The organism is Alkalisalibacterium limincola (assembly GCF_008017755.1).
GTDB lineage: Bacteria > Pseudomonadota > Gammaproteobacteria > Xanthomonadales > Xanthomonadaceae > Alkalisalibacterium > Alkalisalibacterium limincola.
The window spans coordinates 99,214-121,074 of the sequence record NZ_VRTS01000009.1; the positions used below are offsets into that span (position 1 = coordinate 99,214).

The following is a 21,861-nucleotide window of genomic DNA, read 5'->3' on the forward strand; positions in this document are numbered from 1 at the left end:
CATGAGCCTGGTCATCTTCAGCCACCCGGCATGCATGGAGCATCGCCCGGGCCCGGGCCACCCCGAATCGCCCGAGCGCCTGCAGGCGGTGGCGCAGGCGCTGCTGGCGGCCCTTCCCGAGGTGCCCTGGCGTGAAGCCCCGCAGGCCCTGCGCAGCCAGCTGGCCCGGGTGCACTCGGACACGCTGCTGGCCGCCGTACTGGATGTGGAGGTTGGCGAGGAACCCTACCGGCTCGACCCCGACACCGTCATGAGCCGGCACTCGCGCGAGGCGGCGCTGCGCTGCGCCGGTGCCGGCGTGGCAGCGGTCGACGCGGTGCTTCGCGGCGAGACCTCCCGCGCCTTCTGCGCGGTACGCCCGCCCGGGCACCACGCCACGGCGGACATCGCGATGGGATTCTGCCTGTTCAATGCCGTGGCGGTGGCCGCGCTGCATGCGGTCGAGGCCCATGGCCTGGACCGCGTGGCAATCGCCGATTTCGACGTGCACCACGGCAACGGCACCCAGGCCATCGTCGAACACGACGAGCGGATCATGTACGTGTCCTCGCACCAGGCGGCGCTGTATCCGGGCACCGGTGGCCGCGAGGAGCGTGGCGTCGGCAACGTGCTCAACCAACCCATCCAGCCCGGCGGGGATGGCGAGGCGCTGAGGGCCGCGTGGCGCGAGCAGCTGCTTCCGGCCATCGATGCATTCCGGCCCCAGCTGCTGCTGGTTTCCGCGGGATTCGATGCACACCGCCTGGACCCGCTGGCCGACCTCAACGTCGAGGCCGAGGACTACGCGTGGCTGACCGGCGAGCTGGTGGCGCTGGCGCGTCGACATGCCCGTGGCCGGGTCGTGTCGCTGCTCGAGGGCGGCTACAGTCTGGCCGCATTGCGCGAATGCAGCGTCGCCCACGTGCGGGCGCTGGACGTCTCTTGAGCCGGCGGCATTGCCGGCACGCCCCGGCTGCGGCACTCTAGCTCGCGTTCACCCTGATGGATTACCGCGTGCCGCCTCGCCTGCGACAGCTACCGATTGCCCTCGCCGCCGCACTGGCCGCGCTGCACGCCACCCCCTCCCTGGCACAGGACTGGACCCTGTGCCGGGCGCCCGATGCGATACCCGCCTTCCGCGAACTGCCGCCCGAGGCACGACCGCGCGCCGAGGCACCGGTGAACATCGAGGCGCTGGAGCTCGACGTGAGCGACGAGAACCGCACGGTCCTCACGGGGGACGTGGAACTTTGGCGGGCCGACCAGTGGCTCGGCACCGACGTGCTGGTGTACGAGCACGCGGTGGAGCGCTACCAGGCCCAGGGCGAGGTGCGCTACCAGGACGACTCGATGCGCTTCACGGCGCAACGCATGCAGGGTGACCTGGCGGCCGACACCCATGAGCTCGACGAGGTGCGCTACCAGCTGGTCACCCAGCGCGGCAACGGCGAGGCCCGCCAGGTCCGCTTGCGCGGCAACATCGGCGAGATGCAGGGGGCCAGCTTCAGCACCTGCGATCCGGACAAGCGCAGCTGGGAACTGCGCGCCAGCGACATCCGCGTGGACCAGGACGAGGGGATGGGGACCGCGCGCGGCGCCACGATCTACCTGGGCGGCGTGCCGGTGCTGTACACGCCGTGGCTGAGCTTCCCGACCGATGACCGTCGCCGCTCCGGCCTGCTCTACCCGACCGTGGGCTACGACGCCGAGAGTGGGCTGGACCTGAGCATCCCCTACTACCTCAACCTGGCACCGAACTACGACATGACGCTGACCCCGCGCCTCCTCGGGCGACGCGGCGTCATGCTGGGCACCGAGTTCCGCTACCTCACCCCCCGCCACCGCGGCACGCTGGAGACGACCTGGCTGCCCAACGACCGCCTCGCCGACCGGGACCGCGCTTCGCTGCGGCTCAACCACGTCAGCCGCCTGAACCGCCATTGGCTCGGACAGGCGAACGTGTGGCGCTTCAGCGACCGCGAGTACCTGGAGGACTTCAGCGAGAGCAGCCACCTGCGGGCGCAGAGCCAGATCCGGAGCATCGCCGGCTTCCATGGACGCGGACAGTTCTGGGACTCCAGCATCAGCGCGTCGAAATTCCAGCTCACCGACCCGCTGCTGGGCGAGAACTCGCTGCAATACGCGCAACTGCCCCGGGTGACGTTCCGCTACCAGCGCCCGCTGCTGCCGTGGCTGGAAGCCGGCGTGCGCTCGGAGGCGGTCGCCTTCGAGCACCCGACGCGGGTGGAGGCACGGCGGCTGGACCTGCGGCCCTGGATGGCGGCGCCGCTGGAGGGCAACGCCTGGTTCGTGCGACCGGAGCTGGGCTATCGCTACACGGCCTACGACATCGACCGCGCCACCGACGACAGTCCCAGCAGGGGGCTGCCGATCGCCAGCCTGGACATGGGGGCGTTCTTCGAGCGACCGGCCAACCTGTTCGGGCGTGAATTCATCAACACCCTGGAGCCGCGGCTGTACTACCTCTACGTGCCCTACCGCGACCAGGACAACCTGCCGGTGTTCGACAGCCGCGAGCTGACCTTCGGCTATGCCCAGCTGTTCCGTGACAACCGCTTCTCCGGTGCCGACCGCCAGGGCGACGCCAACCAGGCCACGGCGGCAGTGACCACGCGCCTGCTCGACCCCGGCACGGGCCGCGAGTGGCTCAACGCCAGCGTCGGACAGATCCGCTACTTCACCCCGCCCCGGGTCACGCTGCCCGGCCAGGCGCGCCGGAGTGGAGCGGTTCGGACTACGTCGTCGAGGCGGAGTTGCTGTTCAACGACCGCTGGAGCGTGCGTACCAGCCAGGTCTACAGCCCCGAGCTGTCCTCGCGGACGCTCTCGGCGATCCGGGGACAGTACCGCTACGGCAACGGCGGCCTGGTCAACCTGGGCTACCGCTACCGGCGCGACCAGCTCGAACAGACCGACCTGTCCTTCGTCCAGCCGATCAGGGAGAACTGGCGGCTGATCGGACGCTGGAACTACTCGATCCTCGACCGGTCTACGATCGAGGCCATCGGTGGCGTCGAATGGGAAGGCTGCTGCCTCGCCGTCCGCCTGCTGGGCCGCCACTACGTTCGCAACCGCGAAGGTGAAAAGAACAATGCCGTGTACCTGGAGATCGAGCTCAAGGGGCTGGGCAGCTTCGGCCGCAGGACCGGCGAACTGCTCGAGCGTGCTATCCTCGATTACGATCGCTGACCCTCCCTGCCCCGCGCCGAACGCTGCGCGCCGGAGTTACAACCCTATGAAATCCATTGCTTTTCCGCTGTTCCTGGCCGCGGCCCTCCTGCTTGTGCCGGAGCTCAAGGCCCAGTCCATGACCCAGCCCATCGACGGCATCGTCGCGGTGGTCGACGAGAGCGTGATCCTGCGCAGCGAACTCGACACCGCAGTCGGCAACGTCATGGCGCAGAACGCCGCACGCGCCGACCAGTTGCCGCCGCGTTCGGTGCTGGAGCGCCAGGTGCTGGAACAGATGATCGTCATGCGCGTGCAGGTGGACCGCGCCACCGAGATGGGCATCCGCATCAACGACGCCCAGCTCGAGCAGGCGATCGCCAGCGTGGCCCAGGGCAACAGCATGAACCCGGCGCAGCTGCGCCAGCGCGTGGAAGCCGACGGGCTGTCCTGGGAGGAGTTCCGCAGCTCGATGCGCGAGGAACTGCTGGTCCAGCAGCTGCACCAGCGGATGATGCGCAGCCGGGTCGCGGTCAGCGAGTCCGAGGTCGACATGGCCCTTTCGACGCTGGGCGACGAACCGTCCGTGCTCTACCGGCTCGCCAACATCCTCGTGGCACTGCCCGAAGGGGCCACCCCCGAGCAGATCGAGCTGGCCCAGACCAAGGTCAACGGCGTGAAGGCACTGCTCGACCGCGGCGAACTGGATTTCGCCTCGGCGGCCATCCGCTACTCCGACGCGGGCAATGCGCTGCAGGGTGGCGACCTGGAGTGGCGCAGCCTCGACGAGATCCCCACCGTCTTCGCGTCGATGGTGCGTGAGATGGCTCCCGGCGACATCAGCGAGCCGGTTCGTGGCCCCAGTGGATTCCAGTTGATCCAGCTGACCGACCGGCGCAGCCAGGACGGCCAGATGGTGACCGAGTACCGCGCGCGAGGCATCGTGGTGCGCAAGTCCGAGCTGGTGACCTCGGCCCAGGCGCAACGTCGTGTCGAGGAGCTGCGCAGCCGCATCGAAGCCGGCGAGGACTTCGCCACGCTGGCGCGCGAGCATTCCGACGACACCACGAACCGCGCCCAGGGCGGCGACATGGGCTGGTTCCAGCTCAACGACTGGGGCAGTGGCGTCGCAGCCCAGATCCAGCAGCTCAGCGACGGCCAGCTTTCCCAGCCCTTCGAGACCGAGTTCGGCTGGCACCTGATCAAGCGCGAGGATTCCCGCCAGACCGACGTGAGCGACGCCAACCGCCGCAACCAGATGCGCGAGATGATTGGCCGCCGCAAGTCCGAAGAAGAGCTCGAGCGCTTCGTGCGCCAGCTGCGCTCGGAAGCCTACGTCGACATCCGCCTGGAATCCTGAGCCATGCCCGACCGGCTTGCCCTGGTTCCCGGGGAGCCGGCCGGCGTGGGCCCCGAACTGTGCGTGAGGGTGGCCCAGCAGCCCCCGGAATGTGGGCTGCTGGCGTTCGCCGATCCCGATTGCCTGTCCAGGGCAGCGGCGCGCCTTGGCCTGCCACTGCGGCTCGTCGACCCCGACGCGCCTGGCGGCCCGGGCGTCCTGCCGGTGCATCCGGTGCCCCAGGCGCGGATCGAGCAGCCCGGGAAGCCCGACCCCGCCAATGCCCGTGCAGTCATCGACGCGCTGCTGGCCGGGGCTCGCGCCTGCCGCTCGGGCGAGGCCCGGGCGCTGGTGACGGGGCCGGTGCACAAGGCCAGCATCAATGCCGGCGGCATCGCCTACACCGGGACCACCGAGTTGCTGGCCGCCGAGGCCGGGGTCGACGTGGTGATGATGCTCGCCAATCCCGACCTGCGCGTGGCACTGGTGACCACGCACCTTGCGCTGCGCGACGTGGCCGATGCGATCACCGCCGAGGCGCTCGAGCGGGCGATCCGCATCACGCTGCGCGCCCTCACCGATGACTTCGGCATCGCCGTCCCGCACCTCGCGGTGCTGGGGCTCAACCCGCACGCGGGCGAGGACGGCGTGCTGGGACGCGAGGAGATCGAGGTGATCACCCCGGTGCTCGAACACCTGCGCGCGCAAGGCCACCGGTTGTCCGGGCCGCTGCCGGCCGACACCGCCTTCCTTCCCCGCAAGCTCACCGAGGTCGACGCCGTGCTGGCGATGTACCACGACCAGGGCCTGCCGGTGCTCAAGCATTCCGGATTCGAGCACGCGGTCAACATCACCCTGGGCCTGCCCTACCCGCGCGTGGCCGTGGACCATGGCACGGCGCTGGACCTGGCCGGCCGTGGCATCGCCGACCCCTCCAGCCTGCAAGCCGCCGTGTCGCTGGCCGCCACGCTCGCCGCGCGGCGTGGCAACGCCCCCCTCCGGACCCACTCCGATGTCGCTTGAACACCATCGCCACAAGAAGCAGTTCGGCCAGCACTTCCTGCGCGACCGCTCGGTGGTCGAGCGCATCGTGCTGGCGGTGGCGCCCGAACCCGGGAACCACGTGGTCGAGATCGGCCCCGGTGCGGGCGCGCTCACCTTCCCCATGTTGGCGCGGCACGGGGCGCTGACGGCCATCGAGTTCGACCGCGACCTGGTGGAACCGCTGGCAGCCGCGGCGCGTTCCCATGGCCAACTCGAGATCATCCGTGCCGATGTGCTGACGGTGGACCTCACCGAGTTGGCTGGCGGGGGCCAGCTGCGCATGATCGGCAACCTGCCCTACAACATCTCCTCGCCGATCCTGTTCCATTGCCTCGCCCACGCTGCGTGCATCCGCGACATGCACTTCATGCTGCAGAAGGAGGTGGTCGACCGCATGGCGGCCGGGCCCGGCAGCAAGGTCTACGGTCGACTGAGCGTGATGTTGCAGGCTTTCGCGCGCGTGACCCCCTTGTTCGAGGTGCCCCCCGACGCATTCGACCCCCCGCCGAAGGTGGACTCCGCCGTGGTGCGGCTGGTGCCCTTGCCGGAGGAATCGATCGACATCGCCGATCGCCGGCTGTTCGCGCGCGTCGTGCAGGATGCCTTCGGGCAGCGCCGCAAGACACTTCGCAATGCGCTGGGAAGGCTGTGCGACGCGACCGCGATCGAGGCGGCAGGCCTGGTGCCGGGGGCACGCGCCGAGCAGGTCGCGGTGGAGGATTTCATTGCGTTGGCCAACCACCTCGCCAACAGCGGTGCCGTCCTCGCCCCCAGCCCGTAGAATGCAGGCATGAGCACGCTCCATGCCATCGACATCCACGTCGCCACGCGCTACCTCGACGAGCAGTCGGCTCCCGAGGAAGACCGCTTCGTGTTCGCCTACACGATCTCCATCCGCAACGAGGGGGCGACGGCTGCACAACTGCTGCGCCGGCACTGGGTGATCACCGACGCCAATGGGCGGGTGCAGGAAGTGCGCGGTGATGGCGTGGTCGGCGAACAGCCCTGGCTGCAGCCCGGCGAGAACTTCGAATACACCTCCGGCGCGGTGCTCGAGACCAGCGTCGGCACGATGCAGGGCAGCTACGAGCTGGTCGGCGACGACGGCACCGTGTTCGAGGCCCCGATCCCCATGTTCACCCTGTCCGTCCCGCGGACGCTGCATTAGGCGCACAACGGCTTGGCCACCTACGCCATCGGCGACCTGCAGGGTTGCCTCGACCCCCTCAAGCGGCTGCTCGATGCCACCGGCTTCGATCCCGCCAGGGACCGCCTGTGGTTCTGTGGCGACCTGGTCAATCGGGGAGGCGACTCGCTGCAGACCCTGCGCCTGGTGAAATCGCTCTCGCACTGCAGCGAGGTCGTACTGGGCAACCACGACCTTTCGCTGCTGGCGATCGCCGGCCGCAGGGAGGCGGAGCAGAGGCGGGTCAACGCCGAACTGCAGACGGTGCTGTTCGCGGACGACCGCGATGAACTGCTGGACTGGCTGCGCTCGAGGAAGCTGCTGCATGTCGATCGCGGCCTGGGCTGGGTCATGGTCCACGCCGGCCTGGCCCCCAAGTGGACGGTCAAGATCGCCGAGGCACGCGCCCACGAGGTCGAGCAACGCCTGCACAGCCGCAGCCACGGCAAGCTGCTGCGCAACCTCTACGGCGACCGGCCGGCATGGTCGCCGAAGCTGGCCGGGGTCGACCGGCACCGGGCGATCATCAACGTCTTCACCCGCATGCGCTATTGCACGCCCTCGGGCCGTATCGCCTTCGACGAGAAGGGCGCTCCAGGCACGCAGAAGCCGGGACTGTATCCCTGGTTCAGCGTGCCCGGACGCGTCGAGCGCGACCTGCGCGTGGTTTGTGGCCACTGGTCGACGCTGGGCTTGTTCCAGGGGCTGGGCGTGCACGCGATCGACACGGGCTGCGTATGGGGTGGTCCGCTGACCGCCCTGCGACTCGACGGCGACCTGCCCCAGGTGATCCAGGTTCCCGGGCGTACCACCCAGGGCACCGGCATGGCGTTCCCGGCCAAGCCGCGCGGCACCTGAGCGCGGTTCGCTTCAGTCTCGCCGCTGGTAGTCGATGAATTCGTAGGCGCAGGCGTGGCGCTCGTCCGCGGGGCGTGGATCGCGTTCAAGCACGCGCCACTGGTCCACGTTCCAGGCGGGGAAGAACGCGTCGGCGTCGGCCACGACCGTATCGACATGGGTCAGGTGCATGCGCCGGGCCTCGGGCAGGCACAGGGCGTACACCTCGCCCCCGCCAATGACCATGAGCTCCGGCACGTCGACGCAGGCCGCCAGCGCCTCGTCCAGGCTGCCGACGGGCTCCATCCCCGGATACGGGACCTGCCTGGCGCGGCTCAGCACGAGATTGCGCCGCCCCGGCAAGGCGCGCCCAAGGGACTCGGCGGTCTTCCGCCCCATCAGCACCGGCTTGCCCAGGGTCAGCGCCTTGAAGCGCTTGAGGTCCTCGGGCAGGCGCCACGGCAACGCATTGCCCCTTCCGATCGCGCGGGCACGGTCGATCGCTGCGACGAGCACGAGGTCAGGCATCGGGGACGCCTCAGACCGCGACCGGCGCACGGATGGCCGGATGCGGATCGTAGTCGACGATGCGGACGTCGTCGTAGCTGAAGGCGAACAGGTCGCGCACTTCCGGGTTGAGCTCGAGCCTGGGCAGCGCCCGTGGTGTCCGCGCCAGCTGTTCGCGCGCCTGGTCGACATGGTTGTTGTAAAGGTGCGCATCACCCAGCGTATGCACGAAGTCGCCCACCTCCAGCCCGCTGACCTGGGCCACCATGTGGGTAAGCAGCGCGTAGCTGGCGATGTTGAACGGCACGCCGAGGAAGATGTCCCCCGAGCGCTGGTAGAGCTGGCAGCTCAAGCGCCCCTGGGCGACGTGGAACTGGAACAGGGTATGGCAGGGCATCAGCGCCATGCGATCGAGCTCGCCGACGTTCCACGCGCTCACGATCAGGCGCCTGGAATCGGGATTGGTCCGGATCTCGTCCAGGACCCAGCGCATCTGGTCGATCTTGCGCCCGCCGGCGGCCTCCCAGTCGCGCCACTGCTTGCCGTACACCGGCCCCAGCTCGCCACCCTCGTCGGCCCACTCGTCCCAGATGCTGACCTTGTTCTCCTTCAGGTAGGCGATGTTCGTCTCCCCCTTCAGGAACCACAGCAGCTCGTGGACGATCGAGCGCAGGTGCAGCTTCTTCGTCGTCACCAGCGGGAAACCCTGCGCCAGCGGGAACCGCATCTGCCAGCCGAACACCGAGCGCGTGCCGGTGCCGGTGCGGTCGTCCTTTTCGACGCCGTGCTCCAGGGCGTGGTGCAGCAGTTGCAGGTAGGGCGTCATCGTCTCGGACTCCGTGGCGTGTTCACGCCTTGTCGGTCTCGGCGGGGGCCGGGCGCGGCTGAAGGGTGGGCGAGCGCAGCGACAGCCACAGCCAGAACACGCCCAGCGCCACCAGCGGCAGGCTCAGCACCTGGCCCATCGTCAGCCAGTCCCAGGCGAGATAGCCGATGTGCTCGTCGGGCTCGCGCACGAATTCCACCAGGATCCGGAAGATGCCGTAGAACAGCGAGAACAGTCCGATCATCCGGTAGCGTGGCCGTGGCTTGCGCGAGTGCCAGAACAGGATCGCGAACAGCACCAGGCCCTCCAGCCCGGCCTGGTAGAGCTGGGAGGGGTAGCGCGCGAACTCGTCGAGCGCACCGGTGGCGTGGAGCTCGCGAAGCGACTGCGGGTCCACGCCTCGCAATCCTTCCGGCAACGCGTTGGGGAACACCACTCCGCCATCGCCGCCGGTCTCCCTGCCCCACAACTCGCCGCCGATGTAGTTACCCAGCCGCCCCAGGCCCAGTCCGTGTGGCACCAGAGGGACGATGAAATCGACCGTGTCGAAGAAGTGGATCTTGCGCGCATACGACCACCACGCCGCAGCGACGCCGACGCCGAGCATGCCGCCGTGGAAGCTCATGCCGCCCTGGTTGATCTTCAGCAACAGCAGCGGATCGGCGAGGAAGTCACCGAAGGCGTAGAACAGCACGTAGCCGACCCGACCACCGATCACCACGCCCAGCATTCCGTAGAACAGCAGGTCGCTCCAGCCCTCGGCATCCATGCCCGGCAGCCGCCCGGCACGGGCACGCCGCGAACCGAGCCACCAGGCGATACCGAACGCGAACAGGTACATCAGGCCGTACCAGTGGATCGCATGTGGCCAGAACGGCAGCGCGATCGCCACCGGGTCGATCGTGTGCAGCGTGGTGTTGGAACTCATGCAGGCAGGATCCTCAGGATGTAGCCCTTGAGGTAGTCGGTTTCGGGAATCGCCGGGTGCACCGGGTGGTCGGGCGACTGGTGCAGCGCTTCGAGCACCTGCGCCTGGCGATCAAGATGGCGCGACCCGGCCTGCACGCCCTCGAGCAGCGCGGTGCGCGGCATGTGGTGGCTGCACGAAGCGGTGACCAGGATGCCGTCGCGTTCGAGCACCTGCATCGCCGCCTCGTTGATGCGGCGGTAGGCGAGCGAGCCTTCCTTGAGGTCCTTCTTGCGCTTCACGAAGGCCGGCGGGTCCAGGATCACCACGTCCCAGCGACGGCGCTCGGCCCGGGCCGCCTTGAGGAACTCGAACGCTTCGCTGACGTGGGCGGTGGCGCGACCCTCGAATCCGTTGAGCGCGATGTTGCGTTCGATCGCACCCACCGCGCCCGGCGAGATGTCGACCAGGTCGACCGATTCGGCGCCGGACCCGGCCGCGCGCAGGCCCCAGGCCCCGACGTAGCTGAACAGGTCGAGGACCCGCGCACCCTTCACGTAGCGCGCCAGGCGATCGCGGTTGGCATGCTGGTCGTAGAACCAGCCCGTCTTCTGCCCCTCGACGATGTCGATCTCGAACTCCAGGCCGCCCTCGCGCACGCGTACCGGGCGATCCAGCGAACCGATCGCGATGTCGACCAGTGAAGGCAGGCCCTCGATGTCGCGCGAGCCGGCGTCGTTCTTCCACACCAGCACGCGCGGCTGCAGCAGCTTGTCGATCGCGGCGGTGACCTCGTCCTGCAGCCGATCCATGCCGGCGGTGCTGGCCTGGCAGACGATGACGTCGTCGAAGCGGTCCACGACCAGGCCGGGTAGCCCATCGGACTCTCCGAAGACCAGGCGGTAGTACGGCTCCTCGTGGAGGCGCTCGCGGATCGACAGCGCCACCTTGAGGCGGTGCACGATCAGCGAACGATCCAGCGCGTGGGCGTGGCGATCCACCAGGCGCGCGGCGATCAGGGTGGAGGGGTTCACGTAGCCGCTGCCGAGCGCGTGGCCGCGGCTGTCGACGATCATCACCGGGTCGCCGGGTGCGAACGCACCCAACGGCGTCACGGCCACGTCGATTTCGTTGGAGAACACCCACAGGTGGCCAGCGCGCAGACGGCGCTCTTCGCCCTTCTTGAGCTGGAGGATCGGATAGTCGGCCTGGCTCACGGGAGTTCCTGCATCAAAACGCCAGTGTAGCCGCTGCGGCCCCTCGGGCGTACCGGGGAAGGCCGCTCAGAGCCAGCGAGGCACCAGCAGCAGGCCCCAGACCAGCAGCACATTGAGCATCAGCACGAACACCGCCGCCGAGCCCATGTCCTTGGCACGACCGGCCAGCACGTGGATCTCGGCACCGAAGCGCTCGATCACGGCCTCGATCGCGGAGTTGAGCAGTTCGGCGCCGAGCACCAGCAGCAGGGAGCCGACCAGCAGCACCCGCTCCACCGGCGTCGCCCCGAGCCACAGGCCCAGCGGGGCCAGCACCACGAAGGCGTAGACCTCCAGCCGGAACGAGGATTCACACCGCCAGGCCTCGCGCAGGCCCTTGAGCGACCACAGCAGCGCACGCCACATGCCGCGCGGGCCGCGCGGCACGATGCTGCCGTAGCTGTCGGCCATGGCCCGTGCCCTGCCCCGTCGCCTCAGGCAGCGGGCTTGAAGGCGACGTCGAGTTCCTTGGCCGCCTTGACGTCGTCCAGGCGACGCACCGGCTGGGTGTAGGGCGCGCCTTCATGCGCTCGGTGTCGTTCGCCGCCTGGTCCAGCAGCTGGCCCATGACATCGATGAAGGTGTCGAGCGTCTCCAGGCTCTCGGTCTCGGTCGGCTCGATCAGCAGGCATTCCGGAACCAGCAGCGGGAAGTAGTTGGTCGGTGCGTGGATCTCGTGGTCGAGCAGCGCCTTGGAGAAGTCCAGCGCGGTGATGCCGTGCGCCTTCTTCTGCGGCTGCACGGTGACGATGAACTCGTGGCTGGCGCGGCGCTTCGGGTAGCCCAGGGTGAAGCCCTTCTTCTGCAGCTGCGCGGCGAGGTAGTTGGCGTTGAGCGTGGCGAACTCGGCCACCCGCGGCATGCCCTCGCGGCCGAGCAGGCGCGCGTAGACGTAGGCGCGGATCAGCACGCCGGCGTTGCCGGCGAACGCCGAGAGCCGGCCGATCGACTTCGGGCAGTCCTTCTTGCGCACGAAATGGAAGCTGCCGTCGTCGGCCTTGCCGATCATCGGGATCGGCAGGTACGGGCGCAGGCGCTCGGACACGCCCACCGCGCCGGCACCCGGGCCACCGCCGCCGTGCGGGGTGGAGAAGGTCTTGTGCAGGTTCATGTGGATCGCGTCGAAGCCCATGTCGCCCGGACGCACCTTGCCGAGGATCGCGTTGAGGTTGGCGCCGTCGTAGTACAGCAGGCCGCCGGCCTCGTGGACCAGCTTGGCGATCTCGACGATGCGGCGCTCGAACACGCCGATCGTGCTCGGGTTGGTCAGCATGATGCCGGCGGTCTTGGGACCCAGCACCTTCTTGAGCGCCTCGACATCGATGTCGCCGTCGGCGCCGGTGGGAATCTCGCGCACCGTGCAACCGCACATCACCGCCGTGGCCGGGTTGGTGCCGTGGGCGGCGTCGGGGACGATGATCTCGGTGCGCTCGGTGTCACCGCGGTCGCGGTGGTAGGCCATGATCATCGCCACGCCGGCGAACTCGCCCTGGGCACCGGCCATCGGCGCCAGCGACACGCCGCCCTTCATGCCGGTCACGTCGGCGAGGATCTCCTGCAGGTCGTGCATGCACGACAGGAAGCCCTGCGACAGCGAATCCGGCGCGTACGGATGACGGTTGAGGAAACCCGGCAGCATCGCCAGCGAATGGCAGGCGCGCGGGTTGTACTTCATCGTGCACGAACCCAGCGGGTAGAAGTTCGTGTCGATCGAGAAGTTCTTGCGGCTCAGGCGGGTGTAGTGGCGCACCACCTGCAGCTCGGACACCTCGGGCAGGCCCACCGGCGTGTCTCGGCGCAGCGCCCGGGGCAGGTCGTCGGGCACTTCGCAGGCGGCGGGGAGCTGGGCGCCGCGCTGCGGCCAGGCTGGGACTGCTCGAAGATCAGCATGGGAAGTTCCTGGGCGGTGATGGCGCTGGGGCCGGATCAGCCTCCTATTTTGGCATATCTGCCGGGTCGGCCGCTGGGTGACCGGCCCGGCCGCACGGAAGAGGTGGCTGCCCGGGCCCCGACCCCGGGACCAGGGCCCTCAGTCGGCGAAAATCGCCGTCCCGCGGCTGCCGTCTGGCCGCACCCAGCCCCGGTACATGCCGCCGGTGTTGAACGGCAGGTGCATGTTGCCCTCGGCGTCGAGCCCGATCACGCCACCATCGCCGCCGAGTTCCGGCACGCGCTTCATCACCACCTCGTCGGCGGCCTCGGCCAGGCTGGCCCCGCCGTAGGCCATGCGCGCACAGATGTCGTGCGCCACGGCCAGGCGGATGAAGTACTCGCCCCAACCGGTCGCCGACACGCCGCACTGGGCATTGGCATAGGTGCCGGCGCCGATGATCGGGGCATCGCCCACCCTCCCCCAGCGCTTGTTGGTCATGCCCCCGGTGGAGGTCGCCGCCGCGATCCGGCCTTCGGCGTCCAGCGCGACGGCGCCAACGGTGCCGTACGCGTACTCGCGTGGCGGCTGGAGGTTCGACGCTTCGCGATGCCGCGCGTCCTGGAGCTGCTGCCAGCGATGCTCGGTGCGGAAATAGTCCGGCTCGACGAAATCGACCCCGGCCGTGCGCCCGAAGCTCTCCGCGCCCTCGCCGATCAGCATGACGTGCGGCGAATCCTCCATGACCTTGCGCGCCAGCGTCACCGGGTTGCGCACCCGGTGCACGCCGGCGATCGCCCCGGCCGCCAGCGTCGACCCGTCCATGATCGAGGCGTCGAGTTCGTTGATGCCGTCGGCGTTGAACACCGCGCCCTTGCCGGCGTGAAGTGCGGCGAGTCCTCCAGCACCACGATCGCCGCAGTGACCGCGTCGAGTGCACTGCCGCCTGCGTCCAGGACAGCATGGCCGGCATCGAGCGCGCGGTCGAGGTCGGCGCGGATCTCCGCCTCGCGCTCGGCGCTCATCGCCTCGCGACTGATCGTGCCGGCACCGCCGTGGATCACCAGCGCGGTGCGCGATTCCGCCAGCGCGGCAGCGGAAGCCAGGAGCAGCGGGAGGGCAAGCAGGGACAGGCGCATTGGGCAACTCCGGGATCGGGATACAGACCCGGGAGCATAGCGGCTTCATCGCCCTGCTCAAGCCTGGCCTTGGAGGCCTGCGTGGATCGACGTCCGGGGAAAGGGCTGCCGGTTGCTGCCTAAGCGATCGGACGGGCTTGCGGGAAGCGCACATGCGCCCTTGTCCCCACGCCCTTCTCGCTCTCCAGGTTGACCGGCCAGCCGAAACGCTCCGAGAGGCGGGAAACAATCGACAGGCCGATGCCATGACCACCGCCCGGATTGCCCGACACGCGATAGAACGGCTCGAAAGCCCGGGCCAGTTCGACCTCGGTCATGCCTTCGCCCGAGTCCTCGATGACCACCTCGTCCTTGAGCACGCGCACCACGACCCGTCCTTCGCTGGTGTGGTTGCAGGCATTGCGCAACAGGTTGCCGACCAGCACCGACACCACCCGGGACGGCGCATGGAGCCAGAAGCGCGCCTGCTCGTCGATCTCGAGCGTCACCGGTTTGGAGGCGAGCAGCGGGCGCACCTTGTCGACTTCATCGTGGATCACATCGGCAACTTCGAAGTCCTCGTCGGGCAATCCGACATCGCCCTCCCTCGCCAGGATCAGGAAGGCCTCGATGAGCACCTCCATGTCCTGGATGGCCTTCTGGATGCGACGTACCGAGCGGTCGGCGTGCTTGTCCAGGCCGCCGTCGGCCAGCAGAAGTTCCGTGGCCATGCGGATGACGGTGATGGGCGTGCGCAACTCGTGGCTCGCGTCGCGGGTGAAGTCCCGCTCGCGCTGGACGAAGGCTTCCAGCCGGTCGCCGAAATCGTGCAGCGAGCGCGCCAGGATCAAGGTCTCGCCCTCCACGTCGACCGGCAGGTTCTCGGGATGCAGCTTGCCGAACTCGGGCCGCTTCGGGTCCCAGTGCTGCACTTCGTTGGCCAGCCAGATCAACGGTGAAACGGCCCGTTTGGACACCCGATAGGTGACCCAGGCGATCACGTAGATCACCACCAGCACGACCACCAGCGGCACCATTCCGAAATAGAAGGCCAGCGCGTCGACCTGGGTCTGCTTGAAGACCAGGAACAGCCTGCCGGTGGGTCCGTCGTCGACGTAGACCAGCGACCCGTCCAGCGCCCTGGGAAGGCTGTGGTATCCCGGGCCGAGGCCGACCAGGGATTCGGGAAGGATGTCGCTGGCGCCGCCGGGCGGCACCAGGTAGCCCTGCATGTTGTACGTGTCGGGCACCTCCGCGGCAGGGTTGCTGGCCACACGTTGCCAGTAGTGCGCCGCCTCGTCGGTCAGCGCGCGCTGGATCAGCGTGTGCTTGAGCACTGCCGAAGCCCCGTAGACACCCAGCACGGTGGCGAAGCTGATCGCAGCCACCTGAAGGATGAAGGCTATCCAGATCTTGCGGCGCAGGCCGCCCGGGTCGGTCATGGCCGGCCTCAACCGGCCGCGGGGGCGTCGAGGTCTGCCACGCGGTAACCCGCACTCTGGACGGTATGCAGCAGCTGTTTGTCGAACGGCCGGTCGATGGCCTTGCGCAGGTTGTAGAGGTGGCTGCGCAGCGTATCGGAATCGGGCAGCGCGTCACCCCAGATCTCGCGCTCGATGTCGCGGCGGCTGACCACGCGCGGCGACTCGCGCAGCAGGATGCCGAGAAGGCGCAGGCCGATCGGCGAAAGCTGTATCTCCTGGCCGCCGCGGGTAACGCGCAGGCTGGCGGTATCCAGCACCAGGTCGGCCACCTTGAGCACCTCGGCGCTCACCTGGCGTCGCTCGCGCCGGATCAGTGCGCGGATGCGGGCTTCCAACTCCTGGATCGCGAACGGCTTGACCAGGTAGTCGTCGGCGCCGGCATCCAGGCCGATCACCTTGTCGTCGAGCGTGTCGCGCGCGGTGAGCATCAGGACCGGGGTCGACTTCTTGGCGTCCTGGCGCAGGCGCCGGCACACCTCGACGCCATCCAGGCGTGGAAGCATGAGGTCGAGGATGACGACGTCGTAGCTGTTGTCGACCGCGAGCCGGTAACCGTCCAGGCCGTCGGCGGCGTAGTCCACGCCGAATCCGCGGCGCTCGAGATACTCGGTCACCATCTCGGCTATGTTGCGGTTGTCCTCGACAAGGAGGACGAGGCCAGCAGGCTCTTCGCGGGGTCGCATCGGGGTTACCTCCTCACGGGATTCTTCAGCTTTGTGAAGAGTGCCCATTCCGCGGTGAGAAAGGCGTGAAGCCCAAGCAACTGCGGCCTCGGAGGCCTCGGCCGCGACGCCGCCCGGTCAGGACCCGGTGACCTCGACCTCGGCCTCCAGTTCCAATACCTCGGCCAGCAGTGGCCAGATGTTTTCGAGCAGGCGGGGCTGTGCGGCCGCCGTTGGATGGATGCCGTCGGACTGCATCATGCCGGCCTCCAGCGCCACGCCCTCGAGGAAGAACGGCAGCAGCGCGACCGAGTGGGTCTGCGCAAGATCGCTGAAGACGGCGCGGAAGCGCTCGCGGTAGGCCGCGCCGTAGTTGGGCGGGATGTCGATGCCGACCAGCACCACCTTGGCACCGGCTTCACCGCCCAATGCGATCATGCGGTCGAGGTTGTCGCGGACCTGGCCCGGTGCCAGGCCGCGCAGCCCATCGTTGCCGCCCAGCTCGATCACCACCACGCCGGGCTGGTGGGTCTCGAGCAGCGCCGGAAGGCGACTCAGACCCCCGGCCGTCGTTTCACCGCTGATGCTGGCATTGATGACCTTTGGCGGTGTCGCGGTGGCCTCGGCGAGACGATCCTCGAGCAGGCTCACCCAGCCCGCGGCTTCGGGCATGTTGTAGGCCGCACTGAGGCTGTCACCGACAATCAGCACCGGACGCTGCGGGGCGCCGGCAACGGCCGCGGCAAGCGCACCCCACATCGCGAACACGACAAGGACACGCCACACCATGGAAACAGCACCAGTCATCAAAGCCTCCGCTCTTGGAAAATCCGTCTCGGGTCCCGAGGGTGTGCTCAAGATACTCGAGGGGGTGGAACTGACGGTGAACCCGGGTGAAAGCATCGCCATCCTCGGCGCCTCGGGTTCGGGAAAGACCACGCTGCTGGGCCTGCTGGCAGGCCTGGATACCGCCACCAGCGGCCACATCGAGCTGGCCGGCACCTCGCTTGATTCGCTCGACGAGGAACAGCGTGCCGGACTTCGCGCCGAGCACGTGGGCTTCGTGTTCCAGAGCTTCCACCTGCTGCCCGCGCTGACCGCCGAGGAGAACATCTCGCTGCCGCTGGAGCTGTCGGGCAACGTCGACCACCAGCGCGTGTCGCGGGTGCTCGAGGACGTGGAGTTGACGCCGCGCAGGCGCCACTATCCGCGGCAGATGTCGGGCGGTGAACAGCAGCGCGTGGCCCTGGCCCGGGCCTTCGTCACCCGTCCCCGGATCCTGTTCGCCGACGAGCCCACCGGCAACCTGGACCAGGCCACCGGGCAGCACATCATCGACCTGCTGTTCTCGATGAACCGCGAATACGGCACCACGCTGGTGCTGGTGACCCACGACCTGACCCTGGCCGCACGCTGCGGGCGCATCTATCGACTTGACGGCGGGCGCCTGCACGAGGGCCGGGCATGAGGATCGTTCCCTACGCCTGGCGCGCGCTTCGCCGCGACCTGCGCGGGGGCGACCTGCTGACGGTGGCCGCGGCGCTGGTGTTGGGCGTGGCGGTGATGACCGCGGTGGGAACGCTGGTGAACCGCGTCAGCAATGCGTTGGTCCAGAACGCCGCGGAGATCATCGGCGGCGACTTCGGCGTCGCCGGCCGCCAGGCCATCCCCGGCGACTGGATCGACGCCGCGCACGAACGCGCCCTTGAAACGGCGCTGCTGGTGCAGTTCCCGACCGTGGTGTTCTCCGGCGACGCCAGCCAGCTCGCCGACATCAAGGCGGTGGGCAGCGGCTACCCGTTGCGCGGCGCGCTGGTGGTCAGCGACGACGCCGCGGGCACGCAGACCCGGGTTGCGACTGCACCGGGGCGCGGCGAGGCGTTCGCCGATGCCCGGCTGATGGATGCGCTGGGCATCGCCCCGGGCAGCGTGATCGACCTGGGCGACCGGCAGGTGCGCGTGAGCCAGCGGCTGGTCACGGAGCCCGATGCCGGCGGCGAGCTCTTCCAGCTTGCGCCGCGGCTGCTGGTGAACCTGGCCGATGTGGAGGAGGCAGGCCTGCTTGGGCCCGGCAGCCGCGCCACGCATCGCCTCATGTTCGCAGGACCGCCCGGAGCGGTCGGCAGCATGCGCGACTGGCTGCAGCCACGACTGACCAGCGACGGCCGGCGTTTCCGGCTGATCACGATCGAGGATGCGCAGCAGGCGGTCAGTGGGGCGTTCGAGCGAGCCGGTCGATTCCTGTCGATGGCGGCGCTGCTGGCGGTGCTGCTGGCCGGCGTCGCCACGGCCCTGGCGGCGAACCGCTTCGCGCTGCGACGGATCGACCAGGTGGCGGTGTTGCGCTGCCTGGGCGCGCGCCAGCGCAGCGTGCTCACGGCCCTGGCCCTGCAGCTGGTGATGCTGGCGGTGCCGGCCTGCCTGGTGGGCATCGGCCTGGGCCTGCTGGCCCAGGCCGGCCTTGTCGAGGCGCTGGGGACGCTGATCCCCGACCGGCTGCCACTGCCACAGGCCGCGCCGGCACTGGCCGGCGCGGCGATCGGCATCCTGTTGCTGCTGGGATTCGGGCTTCCTCCCCTGCTGCGACTGCGCGGCGTGCCGCCCATGCGCGTGCTCAACCGCAGCTTCGCCGCCTTGCCGCCGGTGTCGGCACTGGTCTATCTGGCGGCGATCGCAGCGTCGGTCGCGCTGATCGTGCTGGCGACACGCGACCTGCGCCTGGCGATGATCGTGCTGGGTGGCCTGGCCGGACTGGCCGGTGTATCTGCGCTCGCGGGGTGGGGGCTGTTGTCGCTGCTGCGGCTGGTGCAGCCGCGCCTGCGCGGACACTGGCGACTGGGGCTGGCTTCACTGGCGCGCCGCCGGGGGCTGGGCGTGGTGCAACTGGTCGGCCTGTCGCTGTCGCTGTCGTCGCTGCTGCTGCTCGCCGCGATCGGTCCGGCGCTGCTGCAGCAGTGGCGCGGACAACTGCCCGAGGACACGCCGAACTATTTCGTGCTCAACATCCAGCCTGCGCAAGGCGCCGAGGTGGCCGCCTTCCTTTCCGGCATCGGAGTGGACGAGCCGCGCATGGAGCCGTTCGCCACCGGCCGGTTGGTGGCGATCAATGGCGAGCCTCCGCAGCGTCTGGAGCGCGACGTCTTCGAGGGTGACTTCGTGGACGGCCGCCCGATCAACATGAGCTGGCGTCGCGACTTTCCGCCCGCCAACACGCTGGTGGAGGGCGAATACTGGGCCGAGGACAGTGACGCAGTGGAAGTTTCGGTCGAACAGGGCTGGGCCGCACGATACGGCGTGGGCGTCGACGATGTACTGACCATCGGTATCGGCGAGCAGCGCATCGAGGCCCGGATCAGCAACATCCGGGCGGCCGACTGGGACAGCTTCCGGGTGAACTTCTTCCTGCTGCTCAACGAGAACGCGATCGGCGACGCACCGCACAACCTGGTCTCGGCCTTCCACCTGCCCGAGGACGCCAAGGGCCGGATGGGCGAGCTCACGCGACGCTTCCCGAACGTGTCGCTGCTGGACGTCGATGCGATCCTGGAGCGCGTGCGCGAGGTGATCGACCGGGTCGCGCAGGCGGTGCAGCTGGTACTGGGCTTCAGCCTGGCCGCCGGCGTACTGGTGCTGGTGGCCGCGTTGCAGGCATCCACGTCGGAACGCCGGTTCGAGAGCGCGGTGCTGCGAACGCTCGGTGCACGGCGCGGCCAGCTGCGTGCGGCGGTGCTGGCCGAATTCGCACTGGTCGGCGGCATCGCGGCGTTGTTGGCGATCGCCGGCGCGGCGTTGACCGGCTTACTGGTGGCCCGCTACGGCTTCGAGATGGGCCTGGACCTGCCATGGGGCCCGCTGATGCTCGGCGGGCTGCTGGGCATGGCGCTGTCGATGCTGGCGGGGTGGCTGGGTACGCGCAGCATCCTGCGCACGCCACCGGCGCGGTCGCTGCGCGAAGCCTGACGGCGCAAAGCCGGGCGATGCGGCCCGGGCGGGGGCCACGACGAGGCCGGTGGATCAGCCGCCGGCCTCGTCGCCCCAGATCTCCCCCAGGCGCCGATCGCGGCCGCAACTGGCGCGGTAGTAGCGATACCGCAAGGGGTTCTTCAGGTAGTAGTCCTGGTGATACTCCTCGGCGGCATGGAACGTGTCGCCCACCGGCTCGATGCGCGTGGCGATCGGCTGGTCGAAGCGGGCCGCCACCTCGGCCAGCGACGCTTCGGCCGCCGCCGCCTGCTGCGCATCGTGCACGTAGATGACCGTCCGGTAGGCACGGCCGCGATCGCAGAACTGGCGGTCGACCGCGAACGGATCGATGTTGCGCCAGTACACGCGAAGCAGTTCCGCGTAGCTGACCCGCTGCGGGTCGTACGCCACCTGCACCACCTCGGCATGGCCGGTGCGACCGCCGGCGACCTGCTCGTAGGTCGGGTTGCGCTCCGGCCCGCCGGCGTAGCCCGCGGTGGTGGAAAGCACCCCATCGATGCGGTCGTAGGGCGGCTCCATGCACCAGAAGCAGCCGCCGGCGAAGGTGGCCAGGGCCACGCTCGCGGCCGGTGCGTGGTCTTCCTCCTGCTGCGGCTCACCGGCACCTGCGCAGCCCAGCACAAGCAGTGCCAGGACCATGGCAACGGTACTGCGCAAACCGCGCAGCGCATGGGGAAGGCCGGTCACGTGCGCAGTTCCGGCAGCGCCTCGCCCCGGGGGATGAACTCGAGCGCCAGGCCGTTGTTGCACCAGCGCTTGCCGGTGGGCGGGGGCCCATCGTTGAAGACATGGCCCTGGTGCCCGCCGCAGCGGCTGCAGTGGTACTCGGTCCGCGGCCAGATCAGCTTGAAGTCGCGCTTCGTGCCCAGCGCGTCGGGCAGGTGGTCGAAGAAGCTCGGCCAGCCCGTCCCGCTGTCGTACTTGTGGGCACTGTCGAACAGGGGCTGGAAACAGGCCGCGCACACGTAGGTGCCATCGCGGGTTTCCTTGTCCAACGGGCTGGAATTGGGCGGCTCGGTACCTTCCTTGAACAGGATGCGGTAGCGCTCCGGCGGCAGCAGTTGGCGCCATTGCTCGTCGGTCTTGGTCACGGGCGGGATCCTCCGGGCGGTGGGCGCTGCCGATGCGACGTTCGCCGGGACGGCGGCGCCAGGCTCGCGACCGCACGCCGACAGCCACAACGGGGCGAGCGACAGGGCGACGATCCGCCCCAATGCGGTCCTGCGGTGCATGCTGGGCTCCTGGTGGGGACTGGATGCTTCGACCCCGGGACGAGGATGCGGGTTCCCATGCGTGCGGCGGGTGAAGGCCTAGAAGCGGATGCGCCCCACCAGCATGTCGCGGAACATGACCCAGTCGCCCGCCAGCGAGTAGAGCGGATGGCTGAAGGTTGCCGGTCGGTTGTGCTCGAAGAAGAAGTGTCCGGCCCAGGCGAACCCGTAGCCGATGACCGGAATCGCGAGGAGCCACCACGGCCCGAGCACGCGGGCGATCACCAGCGCCAGAACCACCAGGACCAGTGCGCTGCCGATGAAGTGCAGGCGCCGGCAAGTGCGGTCGGCGTGCTCGGCCAGGTAGTAGGGATAGAACTCGCTGAAACTGTCGAACTCACGTGCCATGGCGGACCCTCCTGCACGGATGGTGCGCCACGCGGGCTCCGCCTGCAAAGCCCCC

21 protein-coding genes and 2 pseudogenes are annotated in these 21,861 nt (G+C 69.1%); 10 read left to right on the forward strand and 13 right to left on the reverse strand.

Annotated features, from left to right (window positions below):
- Window positions 1-7 precede the first annotated feature (7 nt).
- The 8 genes and pseudogenes from FU658_RS12325 (at window position 8) to FU658_RS12360 (ending at window position 7,594) form a co-directional block, all read left to right on the forward strand.
- Window positions 8-925, forward strand: a complete 918-nt coding sequence (locus FU658_RS12325; protein ID WP_147892387.1) for a histone deacetylase family protein — start codon at window positions 8-10, stop codon at window positions 923-925.
- Window positions 926-981: 56 nt separating this feature from the next.
- Window positions 982-2,703: pseudogene (gene lptD, locus FU658_RS12330) on the forward strand (LPS assembly protein LptD); the annotation flags it as partial.
- 74 nt (window positions 2,704-2,777) lie between these two features.
- Entirely contained in the window at window positions 2,778-3,188 is a 411-nt protein-coding gene (locus FU658_RS15515; RefSeq protein WP_255505592.1) for a hypothetical protein, read from the forward strand.
- A gap of 46 nt (window positions 3,189-3,234) precedes the next feature.
- Window positions 3,235-4,527 (forward strand): peptidylprolyl isomerase, encoded by a 1,293-nt coding sequence (locus FU658_RS12340; protein WP_187266099.1) that lies wholly within the window; start codon window positions 3,235-3,237, stop codon window positions 4,525-4,527.
- A gap of 3 nt (window positions 4,528-4,530) precedes the next feature.
- Window positions 4,531-5,529 carry a 4-hydroxythreonine-4-phosphate dehydrogenase PdxA gene (pdxA, locus tag FU658_RS12345; protein WP_147892350.1) on the forward strand — a complete coding sequence of 333 codons (999 nt, stop codon included), beginning with the start codon at window positions 4,531-4,533 and terminating at the stop codon, window positions 5,527-5,529.
- Window positions 5,519-6,331, forward strand: a complete 813-nt coding sequence (rsmA, locus tag FU658_RS12350; protein ID WP_147892351.1) for a 16S rRNA (adenine(1518)-N(6)/adenine(1519)-N(6))-dimethyltransferase RsmA — start codon at window positions 5,519-5,521, stop codon at window positions 6,329-6,331. The genes pdxA and rsmA overlap by 11 nt, the downstream gene beginning before the upstream one ends.
- A gap of 9 nt (window positions 6,332-6,340) precedes the next feature.
- Complete coding sequence (gene apaG / locus FU658_RS12355; RefSeq protein ID WP_147892352.1) at window positions 6,341-6,718, forward strand: Co2+/Mg2+ efflux protein ApaG; 378 nt, start codon at window positions 6,341-6,343, stop codon at window positions 6,716-6,718.
- Window positions 6,719-6,730: 12 nt separating this feature from the next.
- Entirely contained in the window at window positions 6,731-7,594 is an 864-nt protein-coding gene (locus FU658_RS12360) for a symmetrical bis(5'-nucleosyl)-tetraphosphatase (RefSeq protein ID WP_147892353.1), read from the forward strand.
- A 12-nt stretch (window positions 7,595-7,606) separates the two neighbouring features.
- Here the strand turns inward: FU658_RS12360 and FU658_RS12365 are convergent, their stop codons facing one another.
- The 10 genes and pseudogenes from FU658_RS12365 to FU658_RS12410 form a co-directional block, all read right to left on the reverse strand.
- The gene (locus FU658_RS12365; protein WP_147892354.1) at window positions 7,607-8,101 is read right to left on the reverse strand and encodes a dihydrofolate reductase; all 495 of its coding nucleotides are present in this window, start codon (window positions 8,099-8,101) and stop codon (window positions 7,607-7,609) included.
- Window positions 8,102-8,111: 10 nt separating this feature from the next.
- On the reverse strand, window positions 8,112-8,906 hold the full coding sequence (locus FU658_RS12370; protein WP_147892355.1) for a thymidylate synthase: 795 nt from the start codon (window positions 8,904-8,906) through the stop codon (window positions 8,112-8,114).
- A gap of 22 nt (window positions 8,907-8,928) precedes the next feature.
- Complete coding sequence (lgt, locus tag FU658_RS12375) at window positions 8,929-9,834, reverse strand: prolipoprotein diacylglyceryl transferase (protein WP_147892356.1); 906 nt, start codon at window positions 9,832-9,834, stop codon at window positions 8,929-8,931.
- Window positions 9,831-11,030, reverse strand: a complete 1,200-nt coding sequence (locus FU658_RS12380; RefSeq protein ID WP_147892357.1) for a class I SAM-dependent rRNA methyltransferase — start codon at window positions 11,028-11,030, stop codon at window positions 9,831-9,833. Before FU658_RS12380 ends, lgt begins: the two co-directional genes overlap by 4 nt.
- A gap of 66 nt (window positions 11,031-11,096) precedes the next feature.
- Entirely contained in the window at window positions 11,097-11,480 is a 384-nt protein-coding gene (locus FU658_RS12385; RefSeq protein WP_147892358.1) for a diacylglycerol kinase, read from the reverse strand.
- The gene (gcvPB, locus tag FU658_RS12390) at window positions 11,380-12,894 is read right to left on the reverse strand and encodes an aminomethyl-transferring glycine dehydrogenase subunit GcvPB (protein WP_255505593.1); all 1,515 of its coding nucleotides are present in this window, start codon (window positions 12,892-12,894) and stop codon (window positions 11,380-11,382) included. The genes FU658_RS12385 and gcvPB overlap by 101 nt, the downstream gene beginning before the upstream one ends.
- 204 nt (window positions 12,895-13,098) lie before the next feature.
- A pseudogene (locus FU658_RS12395) lies at window positions 13,099-14,078 on the reverse strand (isoaspartyl peptidase/L-asparaginase family protein).
- 119 nt (window positions 14,079-14,197) lie between these two features.
- Entirely contained in the window at window positions 14,198-15,499 is a 1,302-nt protein-coding gene (locus FU658_RS12400) for a sensor histidine kinase (protein ID WP_147892359.1), read from the reverse strand.
- 8 nt (window positions 15,500-15,507) lie between these two features.
- The gene (locus FU658_RS12405) at window positions 15,508-16,224 is read right to left on the reverse strand and encodes a response regulator transcription factor (RefSeq protein ID WP_147892360.1); all 717 of its coding nucleotides are present in this window, start codon (window positions 16,222-16,224) and stop codon (window positions 15,508-15,510) included.
- 117 nt (window positions 16,225-16,341) lie between these two features.
- Window positions 16,342-17,010, reverse strand: a complete 669-nt coding sequence (locus tag FU658_RS12410; RefSeq protein ID WP_187266100.1) for an arylesterase — start codon at window positions 17,008-17,010, stop codon at window positions 16,342-16,344.
- Here FU658_RS12410 and FU658_RS12415 point away from each other — a divergent pair.
- Both FU658_RS12415 and FU658_RS12420 read left to right on the forward strand, forming a co-directional pair.
- The gene (locus FU658_RS12415; RefSeq protein WP_147892361.1) at window positions 16,991-17,671 is read left to right on the forward strand and encodes an ABC transporter ATP-binding protein; all 681 of its coding nucleotides are present in this window, start codon (window positions 16,991-16,993) and stop codon (window positions 17,669-17,671) included. The genes FU658_RS12410 and FU658_RS12415 overlap by 20 nt on opposite strands.
- Window positions 17,668-20,163, forward strand: a complete 2,496-nt coding sequence (locus FU658_RS12420) for an ABC transporter permease (RefSeq protein WP_147892362.1) — start codon at window positions 17,668-17,670, stop codon at window positions 20,161-20,163. Before FU658_RS12415 ends, FU658_RS12420 begins: the two co-directional genes overlap by 4 nt.
- Before the next feature lie 54 nt (window positions 20,164-20,217).
- On the opposite strand, the gene msrA is transcribed toward FU658_RS12420, so the two are convergent.
- The 3 genes from msrA to FU658_RS12435 form a co-directional block, all read right to left on the reverse strand.
- The gene (gene msrA / locus FU658_RS12425; RefSeq protein WP_255505594.1) at window positions 20,218-20,874 is read right to left on the reverse strand and encodes a peptide-methionine (S)-S-oxide reductase MsrA; all 657 of its coding nucleotides are present in this window, start codon (window positions 20,872-20,874) and stop codon (window positions 20,218-20,220) included.
- Window positions 20,871-21,278: a peptide-methionine (R)-S-oxide reductase MsrB gene (gene msrB, locus FU658_RS12430; protein ID WP_255505595.1), complete on the reverse strand. Its 408-nt coding sequence runs from the start codon at window positions 21,276-21,278 to the stop codon at window positions 20,871-20,873. The genes msrA and msrB overlap by 4 nt, the downstream gene beginning before the upstream one ends.
- A gap of 219 nt (window positions 21,279-21,497) precedes the next feature.
- The gene (locus FU658_RS12435; protein WP_147892364.1) at window positions 21,498-21,806 is read right to left on the reverse strand and encodes an Mpo1-like protein; all 309 of its coding nucleotides are present in this window, start codon (window positions 21,804-21,806) and stop codon (window positions 21,498-21,500) included.
- Between the last annotated feature and the right edge of the window lie 55 nt (window positions 21,807-21,861).